The 12974-nt window shown below is 70.3% G+C and carries 16 protein-coding genes; 11 read left to right on the top strand and 5 right to left on the bottom strand.

The window, feature by feature from the left end; genetic code table 11:
* Positions 1-189: 189 nt before the first annotated feature.
* A complete protein-coding gene (locus tag D7X55_RS06130; protein ID WP_121722502.1) occupies positions 190-585 on the top strand; it encodes a phage holin family protein in 396 nt (131 codons plus the stop codon).
* Between the two features lie 109 nt (positions 586-694).
* Here the strand turns inward: D7X55_RS06130 and D7X55_RS06125 are convergent, their stop codons facing one another.
* From D7X55_RS06125 to D7X55_RS06115, 3 genes are all read right to left on the bottom strand, one after another.
* Entirely contained in the window at positions 695-1009 is a 315-nt protein-coding gene (locus D7X55_RS06125; RefSeq protein WP_158626324.1) for a helix-turn-helix transcriptional regulator, read from the bottom strand.
* Between the two features lie 59 nt (positions 1010-1068).
* The gene (locus D7X55_RS06120) at positions 1069-1401 is read right to left on the bottom strand and encodes a type II toxin-antitoxin system RelE/ParE family toxin (RefSeq protein ID WP_121722500.1); all 333 of its coding nucleotides are present in this window, start codon (positions 1399-1401) and stop codon (positions 1069-1071) included.
* 579 nt (positions 1402-1980) lie between these two features.
* Positions 1981-2739, bottom strand: a complete 759-nt coding sequence (locus D7X55_RS06115) for a DUF5953 family protein (protein WP_121722499.1) — start codon at positions 2737-2739, stop codon at positions 1981-1983.
* 44 nt (positions 2740-2783) lie between these two features.
* Between D7X55_RS06115 and D7X55_RS06110 the strand changes: the two genes are divergently transcribed.
* From D7X55_RS06110 to D7X55_RS06100, 3 genes are all read left to right on the top strand, one after another.
* Positions 2784-3587, top strand: a complete 804-nt coding sequence (locus D7X55_RS06110; RefSeq protein WP_233609631.1) for a hypothetical protein — start codon at positions 2784-2786, stop codon at positions 3585-3587.
* A gap of 99 nt (positions 3588-3686) precedes the next feature.
* Positions 3687-4376 carry a hypothetical protein gene (locus D7X55_RS06105; protein WP_233609630.1) on the top strand — a complete coding sequence of 230 codons (690 nt, stop codon included), beginning with the start codon at positions 3687-3689 and terminating at the stop codon, positions 4374-4376.
* A 20-nt stretch (positions 4377-4396) separates the two neighbouring features.
* Positions 4397-5005 carry a hypothetical protein gene (locus D7X55_RS06100; protein WP_147470033.1) on the top strand — a complete coding sequence of 203 codons (609 nt, stop codon included), beginning with the start codon at positions 4397-4399 and terminating at the stop codon, positions 5003-5005.
* Between the two features lie 37 nt (positions 5006-5042).
* On the opposite strand, the gene D7X55_RS06095 is transcribed toward D7X55_RS06100, so the two are convergent.
* Complete coding sequence (locus D7X55_RS06095; protein ID WP_121722496.1) at positions 5043-6089, bottom strand: pirin family protein; 1047 nt, start codon at positions 6087-6089, stop codon at positions 5043-5045.
* A 274-nt stretch (positions 6090-6363) separates the two neighbouring features.
* Here D7X55_RS06095 and D7X55_RS06090 point away from each other — a divergent pair, with 274 nt between their 5' ends.
* The 7 genes from D7X55_RS06090 to D7X55_RS06060 all read left to right on the top strand — a co-directional run bounded on the left by D7X55_RS06090 (position 6364) and on the right by D7X55_RS06060 (position 12513).
* Positions 6364-7332, top strand: coding sequence for a hypothetical protein (locus D7X55_RS06090; RefSeq protein ID WP_121722495.1), 969 nt, complete (start codon positions 6364-6366; stop codon positions 7330-7332).
* 72 nt (positions 7333-7404) lie between these two features.
* Positions 7405-8400: a hypothetical protein gene (locus tag D7X55_RS06085; RefSeq protein ID WP_121722494.1), complete on the top strand. Its 996-nt coding sequence runs from the start codon at positions 7405-7407 to the stop codon at positions 8398-8400.
* Between the two features lie 33 nt (positions 8401-8433).
* Positions 8434-9402 carry a hypothetical protein gene (locus D7X55_RS06080; protein WP_121722493.1) on the top strand — a complete coding sequence of 323 codons (969 nt, stop codon included), beginning with the start codon at positions 8434-8436 and terminating at the stop codon, positions 9400-9402.
* A 61-nt stretch (positions 9403-9463) separates the two neighbouring features.
* Positions 9464-10435: a hypothetical protein gene (locus tag D7X55_RS06075; RefSeq protein WP_120550842.1), complete on the top strand. Its 972-nt coding sequence runs from the start codon at positions 9464-9466 to the stop codon at positions 10433-10435.
* Positions 10432-11097, top strand: a complete 666-nt coding sequence (locus D7X55_RS06070) for a hypothetical protein (RefSeq protein WP_121722492.1) — start codon at positions 10432-10434, stop codon at positions 11095-11097. The genes D7X55_RS06075 and D7X55_RS06070 overlap by 4 nt, the downstream gene beginning before the upstream one ends.
* Positions 11098-11100: 3 nt before the next feature.
* Complete coding sequence (locus tag D7X55_RS06065) at positions 11101-11505, top strand: hypothetical protein (protein ID WP_121722491.1); 405 nt, start codon at positions 11101-11103, stop codon at positions 11503-11505.
* 3 nt (positions 11506-11508) lie between these two features.
* A complete protein-coding gene (locus tag D7X55_RS06060) occupies positions 11509-12513 on the top strand; it encodes a hypothetical protein (RefSeq protein WP_120550845.1) in 1005 nt (334 codons plus the stop codon).
* Here D7X55_RS06060 and D7X55_RS06055 read toward each other — a convergent pair.
* Positions 12510-12896: a serine/threonine protein kinase gene (locus D7X55_RS06055; RefSeq protein ID WP_120550846.1), complete on the bottom strand. Its 387-nt coding sequence runs from the start codon at positions 12894-12896 to the stop codon at positions 12510-12512. The two genes, D7X55_RS06060 and D7X55_RS06055, sit on opposite strands and share 4 nt — an antisense overlap.
* Positions 12897-12974 lie beyond the last annotated feature (78 nt).

Below are 12974 nucleotides of genomic sequence, written 5' to 3'. Positions count from 1 at the left end.
GACCCGCTGCGCCACCGCCCGGCGTTCCCCGGTCCTGGCCAGTGCCTTCTGCTCCATGGTGCCTCCCATGTTCCCCACGGGATGGGGTTCTAGCGCGAACGGGCGTGCCTTGCCCCGCCCCCCTGCCGCTCACGTCCGAAGGCCCGGTCCTAGCTTTTCTCCAGACCCCTCAACCCAGCGGAGCGCACCATGGACGAACAGAAGCAGCAGGCCGGGCAGCCGCAGCAGCGCCCGTCGCTGATGTCGACGATCCTCACGCAGGGCAAGCGCATCCTCACGAAGGAGGCGGAGCTCGCCCGGAAGGACTTGAAGGAGGACGCGAAGAACACCGCGAAGAGCACGCTGTTGCTGGGCGCGAGCGCGTGGATGGGGATGACGGGGGTGAGCGCGCTCGTCATCGCGGCGGCCCTCGCGCTCCCGAAGCGGCCCGTCAAAGGCGCGCTCTGGATGGGCGGCGTGCTGGTGGGCGGCTCGCTGGGCATGGGCCTCGCCGGGCTGCGCACCCTGCCTCACAAGCCCATGGGCCGCTCCCGCGAAGGGCTCCAGACGATTGCCTGCACCGTCGAGGAGAAGCTCACGCACTGAACAGGAGGACCTGTGTTCCGGTCGTGGGTGAGCCACGAGGAGTCCAGCGGTTCGGAGTGGAGAACCTTCATGTGCGGGCGCCCACTCACGAGGACGCCCCCGTCCGTCCTCAAGAGGACTTCACGAAGCGGAGCTCAAGCTGCATGCCAAGGGCATGCGCGATCTTGTGCAACAGGTCGAGCCTCGGCACGACACGCCCGCTCTCAAGGCGGGCAATGGCGGGCTGCTTCGTCCCAGCCCGTTCGGCCAACTCGGCCTGACTGAGCCCCTGCTTTTCCCGCAGTTCTCGCACCTGGCGTGCCAGGGCGAGCTTGTTGAACTCCTCGTGATAGAGCGCGGCGAAGGTTGGGCTGTCCGCCTTTCTCTGGTCGATGAGCGCCTGGAGGCTCCCCTCGACATGATGTTTCTGTTTCTTGCTAGGCATCTCTGGCATCCGCTTTCGGAGCACCGCACTCCTGCCTCGACGCACCGTGGAACGCCTGCTCAATCGGCTTCAAGCACCTCTTTCATCCGGGATTTGGACAGGTCCAAATCCTCTTTGCGTGCTTTCTGGCCCTGCTTCTTGCAGGCATGCAGGAGCACCATTTCTGGTCCTGTAATGAGGACGTAGAAGATGCGGTGCCTTCCCACCTTGAGTTCCCACAGCTTGCCCTGAATGGCTCGAAGCGAGGCGGTCGTACCCTTCAGACCGTGGACTTCGATGTCTCGGAGGCAGGCATAGAGGGGTGCTGCTTCGTGATCAGCCAGCGCGCGGAGGTACTTCTGTACGGGACTGCCACCGCCTGGCGTCGCATAGAAGGAGACTTTCAGCTTCATGGCGCACGTAGTTCAATTGCCGGATCATGGTTTTGCCCTTTGAGTGCAGCGCTTTGAGCGGGCGTACCCAGGGGGGCTTATCGTCCAACGCGCGATGAGCCCCCGTGGGTAGCACTCGCTCAAAGCGGTGCACGCACGGTGTTTATGAGAGCACCGTCACACCAGACGATGACCCTCTGCTCGATGTCACCCATCCTGAGTGACATTCGAGTGCTCCTATCGGCTGAACCGCCCAGCGGACGGTAGGGCCGAACGAATGGCACTTCTTGAGCTATCTCGCGTAGGCGAACCTCGTTCGTTGGGGACGAGGTTCGCCTACGCGAGACATGATCAAGCTGCACCTTCCGCGTTGTCAGAGCCCCATCCAGCGGATGAGGACCCCGACAACGATGTTGTTGTGAAGGTCCATCCAACGGATGGAACTCGACAACGTGCTGGTCACCCCAATGGGATGACCACCCCTGATTAATAACGATTGCGTTATGTGCCGTCAACTGCCGCCGGGCGCTTGCCAGCCTGGCGTCTGGTCACGCGCCGCTTCGCTTCCCCGCGGCGTTCCAGGATGGATGCCCGGGGGACTCAGGGGACGCGCCCACCAATTCCAGGGAAGCGCGCGTAGGCCCGCAGCAGGGTGTCGAGATGGGCGGGGGCGTCCAGGTCCAGCGGCGTGTCCGTGAGCTGGACGAGCCATCCCCCGGAGGTCGTGCGCCGCGAACGGGTCAGCAGCTCCGCGTCACGCGTTGCATCCGGGAACCCGAGCAGCCGCGCGGTGGCGTCGGACCAGTAGTTGAGCCAGCCCAGGTGATACGGCACCTCCGGTGCCCGGAGCTTATCGGGGTGCTTGAGCAGAGGCAGGCCTCTTCTCGGGTTGCCAGTCACCCCTGCGCGAGGCGAGCGCTGCATCCCGATGTCCATGGCCGCGTGGTTGGGCGTCACATGGGCCCAGAAGGCGCGGACGGCTTCCGACACCACGGCGAGCACGGGCCTGGCCACGGAGAGGCCAGGAGGCTCCACGGGCCATTCCGCATGAACCTCATAGTGGGGGCGCTGGCTCGCGGACTCATCCAGGGGCCGGAGGTCGCTGTAGCTGTTCAGGGTCTCGAGGAACGCGTCGTCCCCGTTGCAGAGGAGGGTGATTCCACCGGCTCGCAGCTCCCGGGCAATCCAGGCATCCCGTTGCGTCACCGGGACGAACTGCCCCTCATCGCCGGACGTCCACGACAGGTTCAAGGCCGGGAACACTTGTTCCATGGCACGAACCGCCAGGACACCCCGTTCGTCCCCCGGCACGAGCGCGGGGGCATGGGCCACGAACACGAAGGTGAAGCCGTCTTCCATCCCTTCCTCTCCCGTCGCGCCCTGTCTGCCGTAGCATGGCGAGCATGCTCATGAGCTCCGTGGTGATGGTGGCGCTGCTCGCGGCAGCGCCCGCCCCCAAGTCCCAGCCTCTCACGTGGAAGGTGACCGGCACGGACATCACGTTCGAGATGTCGTCCAAGGACCTGCGCGCGCTGCGTGACGGCAAGGAGGTCTTCGGCCTCCAGTCGCGCAAGAAGGACTTCCTCGCCAGCGTCACGGAGGGCGTGGACGCCACGCAGGACACGTCCGACTGGGAGGCCGCGCAGTCCTTCACCGTGCTGTCCGTGGTGGGCCCGTACGTGAGCTACGAGGAATCCAACGGCGGCTACACCGGCGGCGCGCACCCGTACGCGAGCCGCATCTACGCCACCCAGGACGTGACGAAGGGCAAGGACGCCTTCAGCCTGCTGCACGTGTTCCCGGAGAAGGACGTCCTCAAGGCGGACGGCTACGTGCGCAAGTACATCGGCGACGCGAAGGCCTTCGAGTCCGCGAAGACCGTGGAGGCGCTGCTCCAGAGCCTCCAGGCCGGCGAGGACTGCGTGGGCTTCGAGTACGGGCTGGACAACGTGAAGCGCTCCGTCGCGTTCCACCACGTCGAAGGCGACAAGGTCGCCGTGCGCATCTCGTTCGGCTACGCGGCGGAGATGTGCCGCGGGAACATGTACGTGGTGGGCCTGCTCTTGCCCATCCCCGCGTCGCTGAAGCCCGCCCTGGAGCGCGCGAACACGCGCCAGGAGGGCTTCCTCATGAAGGACGCCAAGGCCGTCAAGGCGCCCTCCGTGAGCTTCAAGTGGGAGGGCGCCGAGGCGAAGAAGAAGCCCTGAGCCGCTCAGGGGGGACGCGTCCGCCAGGGGGATTGATGCCCGCCGCCGCCCATGCCCTGATGCCGGCGCCGGGAATCTCCGGCTGGGAGCTTCTGGGACATGGCGGCGAAGCCGGGTGGGGTGACGAGCTGGGGACGTGAGGTTTCAGAGCGGGACGCCTGGGCCCGTGTGGAGTCCTCCGCGACGCCCGGGTGGCGTCAAAAGCTGGCCTCGTGGTGGAAGGGTGTCACCGACGAGGGCGTCCTGCTCCACGAAGGTGACCTGGAGGCCGACTCGCTCATCGTCGGGCCCCGGCCCCTCGTCGTCTCCGGCAGTGTCAGGTTGAAGGGGCTGCTGGCGGATGGTCACGCGGCCGACCACACGCTCCTCGTCGTGCTGGGAGACCTGGAGGTGGAGAACGTGGCGACGGTCTCCGCCATGTTCATCGCGGGCGACGTCCGGATCCGAGGGCTCCTCTTCGGAGACTCGCTCGGTGACGACGTCTTTTGCTGCGGTGGCGGCCTGAAGGCCCGGGTGCTCGTGGAGGAGCATCACTTCATCCAGGTGGCGGGCCCGCTCGACGTGGACGTCCTCGTGGGCAGCAAGCTCACCGCCCCGGACAGGCCTCGTCGGAGGCTGGCGCCGCATGAGGTGCTGCTCCAGGGCGCGTGGATTGCCGAAGAGGATGACGACGGCGTCGTCGTCGACTCGACGCTGGAGGGGAAGGCACTGCGCGCGATGCTGCGCGCGGGACAGCCTGTGCTGGCGGATCCGGGCTCCGTCGCGGGTGAGAAAGAGGGACAGGGATGACGGCTGCCTATGAGTTGTTCATGCGTGAGGTCGATGCTCGGGGCCAGGCGCGAAGCGAGGGGTTCTCACTGGGCAACCTGAGGCACCTGGAGCCGGACGAACGGGCGCTGGCGCTGGCCACACTGTCCCGGCTCCTCTCCCAGCGGGAGGTGCGTGCCCCGGTGGGGCTGGCGGTCCTGGCTCCGACGCCGGCCACCATCGCCTTGCTGCGTGAGACCCTCCCGCTGCCCTGGCGGGAAGGCGCGGTGCCCACGCGCTTCGACCTGGAGGTCGCCGCCGCGCTCGTCGTGCTCGCCGACGAGCCCATGGCGCTGGACCTGCTGGAAGGCGCCGTGGCCCGAGGCGAGGACCCGGGGTCCTGGGACATCGCGTCGGAGGGACTGCGCCGTGCCTTGCCTTCGAGCGATGCCAGCGCGCGCCTCGCGCGGCTCGTCCGCGAGCGGCCTCGGGACCCGACGCGGCTCGCCGCCGCGGAGATGTTGATGGCGAGGCACGGCTTGTGGGTGCACGACCCCGGGCGCGAGCTGGACCCACCAGCGCTCCTGGCCGCGCTGGTGGGGGAGGATGGGGCCGCACGCGACGCGGCCCTCCATCGGGTCCTTGCCGAGCCCATCAAGGCCTGGCCCTGAGGACGGGGGCCGGGCCCGGAGGTCCTTCGCCGGGCGCTCAGGCCGGTTTCTCGACGTGGCCGTCCGCGTGCCGCGCGAAGCGTCCTTCCTCTCGCGCGTGCACCGGGTCGTGGCTGGGCCAGGGCCAACCGCCGAAGCCCGTGCGCTGGTAGTCCGCGAAGGCCTGCTGGATCTCCTGCCGCGAGTTCATCACGAACGGGCCGTACTGCACGACCGGCTCGCCAATGGGCTTGCCCTGGAGCAGCAGCAGCTCCGCCGTCTCCGAGCCGTTCTCCAGCACCACGTCCACGTCCGCGCGCAGCTCGATGGCGTTGCGCGCCGGCACCGCCCGGCCGCCCACCTTCATCCCGGAGCCCAGGAAGAAGTAGAGCATCCGGTTCGTGCCGCGCACCGCCGCCGGCAGCGTCCAGCGCGCGCCCGGCTCCATCTTCAGCGTCCAGATGGCCACGTCCGCGTCCGGGTTCGCGGCCCAGGACTTGGGCGGCGGAGGCGGCGCCTTCACGTCACCCAGGTTGCCCGCCACCACGGTGACTTCCGTGGCGCGGCCCGCGTCGTCCTTCGCCACGTGGCGCGGGATGACGTGGTTCCACAACATGGAGAAGTGCGCCTGCACCATCTTGTTGGCGCGCGGCAGGTTGAGCCAGATTTGAAACAGCTCGATGTGGTTGCCCTGGTCCTGCTTGAGCAGCGGGAACATCTCCGAGTGGTTGATGCCGCCGCCCGCCGTGAGCCACTGCACGTCGCCCCCGCCAAAGCGCGCCGCCGCGCCCAGCGAGTCCGAGTGGTCCAACAGCCCGTTGCGCACGATGGTCACCGTCTCGAAGCCCCGGTGCGGGTGCTGCGGGAAGCCCGGCACGACGGTGCCGTGGTACATGTTCCAGCCGTCCCGCCCCGCGAAGTCCTGGCCGATGTCCCGGCCCGCGAGCGACGCCTTGGGCCCCAGCTTCTCGTTGCCCTGGGGATAGCGGTCGTCATGGTGAACGCAGAAGAGGAACGGATCCGGCGTCCGCCACGGGGTGGGGGACGGCCCGAGCGGATCCACGCGGACCACGGCTTCCGGTTGCTGCGTCTGCTGCTGGCTCATCTTCGACTCCTCTGCCTTTCCCGAACCGCGTGAACACCCCGCGGTCACGGTAGAGATGCCCGCCGCCGCGATGAGTTTCAGCGCCGCTCTCCGGCTCACTTCGTCCAAGGTCCACCTCGCGCCCGATGCCGTTGGGGGCCGCTCCAGTCTACTTGACCCGCGGCCCGGCGCCCTGCCTGCCAGGCCAGCGGGCCGGCCCTGGTCAGGAGGGCGGGCGCCCCCTACGCTCACGCGCGTTCTTCCGCCCGACGGGCATCGCAGGGAGTCCACCGCCTTGGCGGTCAACGTCAGCCGCTTCCACGAACGCTTCACCTATCAGGCCCGCGCGCCGGTGCCGGCGCTGCTCGAGGACCTGGAGGTCCTGTCCCGGCTGGATGCCCGCGCGGAAGGGCAGCGGCGCGTGCTGTCGCGGGCGGGGGGAACCGCCGCGATTCTTGGCGGGGCCCTGGCCCTCCTGTGCCGTCAGGTGTGGGCAGGCGCCGTGGACCCGACGGAGGGGTTGGGCGTGATCTCCGGGGCCATCCTGATCACGGGCGGGGTGGGCGGTGCGGCGTTCGTGGTGGGAATCGGCCTCCTGGTGTGGCGTGCCTTGCTCCGCAAGCGCGACCTGGACAACCGCCGCTATGACCTGGCCCGGGTGCTGCTCCAGCGCCTCCAGGTGGACCTGGCCCCGAAAGCGCCGGTGCGGCTCAAGCTGGACCTGCGCGCGCCGGACGAGCCTGACAAGCACGCCGGGCAGGGCATGGTGGGCGAGTGGTCCACGGAGTTCTTCGTGGACCCGTGGTTCTCCCTGGAGACCCGGCTGGCGGACGGCACCTTCGTGCGGATCCGCATGGTGGAGCGGTTCCAGAAGCGCAAGCGCACCCGGACGACCGTCAGCTTCCTGAGGATCCAGAGGAAGACGAAGGGGAAGCACAAGCGCTGCGCCGTGCTGGACGTGTCCGCGCGCGTGAAGCCGGAGCGCTACCCGGGCCTGGAGCAGCTCAAGACCCGCGCCACCGGCGCCGTGCGCCTGCCCCCGCGCGTCCAGCTGTCGCGGGTGCGGCTCGCCGCGGATCGGCTGTCCCTGCGTGCCCGGCTGTCCGGCGAATGGGTGGCGCGGGCGGAGCGAGCGGAGGCACTGGAGAAGGAAGACGCGTCCCGCACCGCGACGATGATGCTGCTCTCGCTCTACCAGGTGCTGGGCTACGCGCGGCGGCGGGCGAAGCGTCAGGCGGCGCGCGGGCGCCTCGAGCCGGTTTGACCGTCGTCCGCGCGGGCCCCTACGCTCGCGCGTGGTTTTCCGCCCGACGGGCGTCGCAGGGGGCCCACCGCAGTGCCGGTCAACGTCAGCCGCTTCCACGAGGTCTTCCGCTACCAGTCCCGCGCGCCGGTGCCGGACCTGCTCGAGGACATGGACGTCCTGTCCCAGCTGGACGCTCGCGCGGAGAAGCAGCGGCTGGCGCTGGCGTGGGGCGGCTGGCTCACCGTCAGTCCCGGCGGCCTGATGGCGCTCTTGTCCTATGTCATCTGGGTGGGCAACCAGGAGTCGAGGAACGGGCTCTCCGAGGAGGCCGAACACCTGCTGGCGGTCACGGGCACGGTGGGCTTGCTGCTGGTGGTCGCGGGAGTGCTGCTCTTCCTGTGGCGCTTCGGCCTGCGGCGGCGCGACCTGGACAACCGGCGCTACGGGCTGGCGCGGGCGCTGCTCCAGCGCCTGGAGCTGGACCTGGGCCCGGACGCGCCGGTGTGGCTCAAGCTGGACCTGCGCGCGCCGGACGTGCTCGACAAGCGCGTGAAGCAGGACATGGTGGGGTGGTGGAACACGGACTTCTTCGTGGACCCGTGGTTCAAGCTGGAGGCCCGGCTCGCGGACGGCGCGTTCGTGCAAATCGCCATGACGGAGCACCTCCAGAAGCGCGAGCGCTCCAAGACGAGCGCCAGCGGCAAGACGCGCACGAAGACCAAGCGCAAGGGCTTCGCCCGGCTGAGCGTGTCCGTGCGCGTGAAGCCGGAGCGCTACCCCGGCCTGGAGCGGCAGAAGGTCCGCGCCACCGCCGCCACGCGCCTGCCCCGGCGCGTCGAGCTGGAGCGGGTGCGCGTCGCCGCGGGCCGGCTGTCCCTGCGCGCCCGGCTGTCCGACGAATGGGTGGCGCGGGCGGGACGCGAGCCGGGCGACCCGGAGACTCCGGCCTTCTGGAAGCAGGCGCTGGAGAAGGACGACGCGTCCCGCACCGCGACGATGATGCTGCTCTCGGTCTACCAGGTGCTGGGCTACGCGCGGCGGCGGGCGAAGCAGCAGGCGGCGCGCGGACGCCGCCAGCGGGTTTGACCTGCCTGGGGGCGGCTCCTACGCTCCCGCGCCGTGGCGCTCGACCCCTCCGAATTCCTGAAGACGTATGTCTATGAAGCCCGCGCTCCGGTGACGGAGGTGCTGGCGGACCTGAAGGCGTTGGCGGAACTGGACGCGCGGGTGGAGCGCAAGCGGCGCACGCTGTGGATCACCGCGTGGAGCCTGATGGCCTTGAGCATCGCGGGCTGCGCCATCCTGAGCGCCGTGGTGGCGCAGCTGTCGTTCGGGCAGCAGGACGCGCTGGCGGGGCTGCCGTGGCTGGTGGGCGTGGGCTTCTTCGGGGTGGGCATCGTCCTCTTCATCGTCCGGGCGAGCATGGGCCGCATGGACCTGGACAACCGGCGCTATGGGCTCCTGGCCACGGTGCTGAAGCGCTTCCAGGTGGACCTGGACGTGAGCGCGCCCGTGGACGTGAAGCTGGACCTGGCGCGCACGGATGAAGAGCGCAAGTGCGTGGGCAAGAAGAAGCGCGGCCGGTGGGACAGCGAGGACTTCACGGACGCGTGGCTGTCCCTGCACGGACGCTTCGCGGACGGCACGCACCTGCACCTGTCCGTCGTGGAGCACCTGCAGAAGCGCAGGCGCACCAGCCGGGGCAGCAGCGGCAAGACGAAGCTCAAGACCAAGCGCAAGGGCAAGACGCTGCTCCAGGTGGGGCTGCGCGTGAAGCCGGAGCGCTTCCCCGGACTGGCGGGCCTGAGGACGAACGCGAAGCAGGCCGCGAAGCTGCCGCCGGGCGTCGCGCTGTCGCGGCTGGACGTGGCGGAGGACCGCCTGGCGATGCGCGCGGTACTGGATCAGGAGTGGACCGTCCTGACGACGAAGCCCGCGCCCCCGGAAGGGAAGCCGCCCCCGGGGCTGAAGCCTCCCGCGCGCCAGGACGGCGCGCGCGCCGCGACGATGATGCTGCTGTCCCTCTACCAGGTGCTGGGCACCTCGCGCCGGCAGGGCGCCGCGCCGGCCCGCCAGAAGCCGGTTTGACCTGCCGGAGGGCGCCTCCTACGCTCGGCCGCCGCTCCCGCTGGACAAGGTTTTCCCTTCCGTGCCGCTCGAACCCGAAGCCTTCCAGAAGACCCGGCGCTACCAGGTGAGCGCGACCGTGCCGGAGGTGCTGGAGGCCCTGTCCCCGAAGCCCAGGCCCGCTCCGGAGCCGGAGCCGGAGCCGGAGAGCCCCCGGAAGAACACCCCCGCGCGCTTCGGGGTGGGGCTGCTCGTCGCGACCGCGGGGCTCTTCCTGGTCCTGCGCCTGCTGCCCCCGGACCAGGAGGGGCTGGCGTCCCTGCTGGGCTCCCTGTGCCTGCTGTCGTTGTTTGGCGGCGGCATCCTGCTCATCGCGTCCTGGATGCTCCGGCAGGAGGCCGAGGCGCAGCGGTCCTGGCCGCCGGGCGATTGGGTCGTGGAGCCTCCGCACAAGGCGCAGCGCCGGCAGCTGCTGGCCACGGTGCTCCAGCGCTTCCAGGTGGACCTGATGGCGGATGCGCCCGTGGACGTGACGCTGGACCTGACGCTGCCCGTGGACCCCGCCAAGCGCGCCCAGCCGCGGACGCAGGGCCCGGCGACCCGCGAGGACTTCGTCGACCCCTGGCTGTCGTTGCAGGGCCGGTTCGCGGACGGCACGCAGCTGCACCTGTCCGTGGTGGACCAGGTGCGGGTGGTCGAGCGCATGAAGACGACGCCGCTCAAGACCAGGATCCGGCGCAAGCGCAGCGGGGTCAGCCTGATGACGGTGGCGCTGCGGGTGAAGCCGGAGCGCCACCCCGGGCTCGCGGCGATGGAAGACCACGCGCGCGGCGCCGTGAAGCTGCCCCCCGGCGTCAGGCTGAAGCGGCTGCGCGTGGCCGAGGACCGGGTGGAGCTGCGCGTCCTGATGAACGAGGACTGGGTGGCCCGGCCGCGGGATCCTCGGAAGACGGACGCGTCGCGCACCGTGACGATGATGCTCTTGAGCCTGTATCAGGTGCTCAACCACTCCAGCTCCCAGGGCCAGCCCGGGAAGATGAGGTCCACGCCGTGAAGCTTCGTGTCCTGTTTCTCGTGGGCCTGGGGGTGCTCGGGGCCTCGGCCTGCACGGAGGGCGGCGCTCCCGCCTCCAGCGCGCCGCAAACCCAGGCCATCCCCGCCAACGCCGCCGCCGCCGCCGCCGAGCCGAAGGAGGCGGGCACCAAGCTCAAGTTCAAGGACGGCGACGACCGCGAGCGCTTCTCGCTCAAGCCCAAGGACGACGGCGCCAAGCTGGTGGACGGCGAGGACAAGGAGCTGGCCCGCTACAAGTGGAAGGGCGGCGAGCTCAAGGTGTCCGGTCCGGATGACACCGTGCTGGCCTATGTCACCGGCGGCCCGGACGCGTTCCAGGTGAAGGACGCGACGAAGTCGGTGCGCTACACGCTGACGCGCGAGGGCGCCGGGTGGAAGCTCACGGACGCGCAGGGCGCGGTGCTCTACACCGTGGCGCCCGATGGCGGCGGCGCGTCCGTGAAGGGCGCTTCCGGCGCGGAGGCGCTCCACGTGAAGGTGCGCGAGGGCAAGCTGTCCCTGCGCGACCCGTCCGGCAAGACGCTGCTCGCCACCAAGCAGCCGGTGCCGCCGGAGGCCGCCGCGTGCCTCGGCTTCGATTCGCTGGACCTGCCCCTGCGCATGGCCCTGCTCTTCCGCCTCCAGACCCCTGCGTCGCCCTGAGCCATGTCCCCTTCCTTCCCGTCCGCCACGCCGCAGTGCCAGGAGACCTCCGGCTTCCTCTTCTCCCACCCGTGTGAGCGTGGCTCGACCACGCAGTGCATGCGCTGCCAGAGGGCCATCTGCCTCCTGCACATGCGCACGCTCGACGGCGCGGAGACGGTCTGCGTGACGTGCGCGCGCGCCGCCGACAACGGCGACGAGAACCGCGACCCGTCCGACACCTCCGACGAGGACGACCCCAGCTACTACTACGAGGACTACGGCTACTACGGCCGCGACGCGTGGCGTGGCTCCGGCGCGTCGTCGTCCTCCTCCGGCAACGACCGCAACGACTTCACCGAGGCCGACGGCGAGAGCGTGCGGCGCGAGGACGACGCCTTCTTCGAGGAGGACCTGGGCGGGAGCTAGCGCGTGGCCACGCGACGCCAGCACTGGCGCCTGTATGCGCTGGGCGGAGGACTGGGGCACCTGACGCGCGCCACCGCGCTGGCCCGCGCCGCCGTGGCCCGGGGCCACGCGGTGGACCTGCTCACCAACAGCCCGTTCGCTCCCGGCCTGCCCCTGGAGTCATGGCTGGGTCCCGGCGCCACCGTGCACCGCGTGGACGCGCGAGCGGACAAGGCCACCACCGTGGCGGCGGTGGGCGCGTGGCTGGCGCGGTCCACGCCGGACGTGCTGGTGGTGGATGCGTTTCCGCGAGGACTCGCGGGAGAGCTGGTGGCGCTCTTGCCCACGGTGCGCGCGCCGCGCGTGCTGGTGCACCGCGACCTGAACCCCGTCTACGTGGAGCGCTTCGACGTGGCGCGCGCCGTGGACGCGTTCGACCTGCTCGTCGTGCCCGGCGAGGACGCGCCCTTCGCGCAGCACCCGCGCGCGGTGCGCACGGCGCCGTGGCTGCTCCTGGACGCGGACGCGTGTCTGTCCCGTGAGGACGCCCGGCGCCAGCTGGGCCTGCATGACGGGGACGCGCGGCCCTTCGTCGCGGTGATGGGCTGTGGCCGCCCGGAGGAGGTGGCCCAGGCGCGGGAGACCGCGGCGCGGCTGCGCGCGGCCTTCGAGGAACGGGCGGCGGTGCGGTGGCTGGTGCCCACGCCGCAGGACGGCGGGCTGACGGTGTGGCCGGCGCTCGCGGTGATGCGGGGCGTGGACGTGCTGGTGGGCGCGGGCGGCTACAACACCGTGCAGGAGGCGCGGGCCACCGGGACGCCGCTGGTGGCCCGTGCGCGGCCCCGGCTCTATGACCGGCAGGCCCTGCGGCTGACGGAGGCGGAGCGGGTGGAGGACCCGGGGGCGCTGGAGGCGAGGGTCGCGTCCCTGCTGTCCCTGCTGCTCCAGGCGGGGCCCCGCGAGCGGCCCTCGGCCTGGGACAACGGCGTCCACGCGGCGGTGGAGGCCATCGAGCGCGTCGCGCGCTAGTGCTTGAAGCCCTGGTGGCCGGCGGCTGGCTCGATGCCGTGGGCCATGACGAAGTGGTAGAGGATCTGCGGGTCCTCCTTGGGACCGCCCATCAGCTCCACCAGGAAGTGGCCCGCCTGCGGATCCGCGTCCGGATCCGGGGAGATGGTGACCTCGGAGATTTCGCGGCCCACCATCACCATCTCGCCCACCAGGGACTTGCCCTTGATGAGCTGGAGGACGTGCTGGCGCTCCTCCTCCATCAGCATCCAGTGGAAGTCGTCATGGTCGAACAGCGTCATGTCGGGGGAGCCGCACCGCAGGATGCAGTTGGTGTGCTCCTGGAGCCAGCGCCAGAAGGCATCGAAGTTCAGGGTGCGGGCCGGTGGGGCGAGCAGATCCATCGGGTGACCTCATCGAGGAGAGCGGGCGCCCGAACGCCGGGGGACGCATCGGGCCGCGTGTCCGTGCTGACTAACATG

This window comes from Corallococcus sp. AB049A (genome assembly GCF_003668885.1).
GTDB classification, from domain to species: Bacteria; Myxococcota; Myxococcia; order Myxococcales; family Myxococcaceae; genus Corallococcus; species Corallococcus interemptor.
This window is presented reverse-complemented; position numbering and strand designations above follow the sequence as displayed.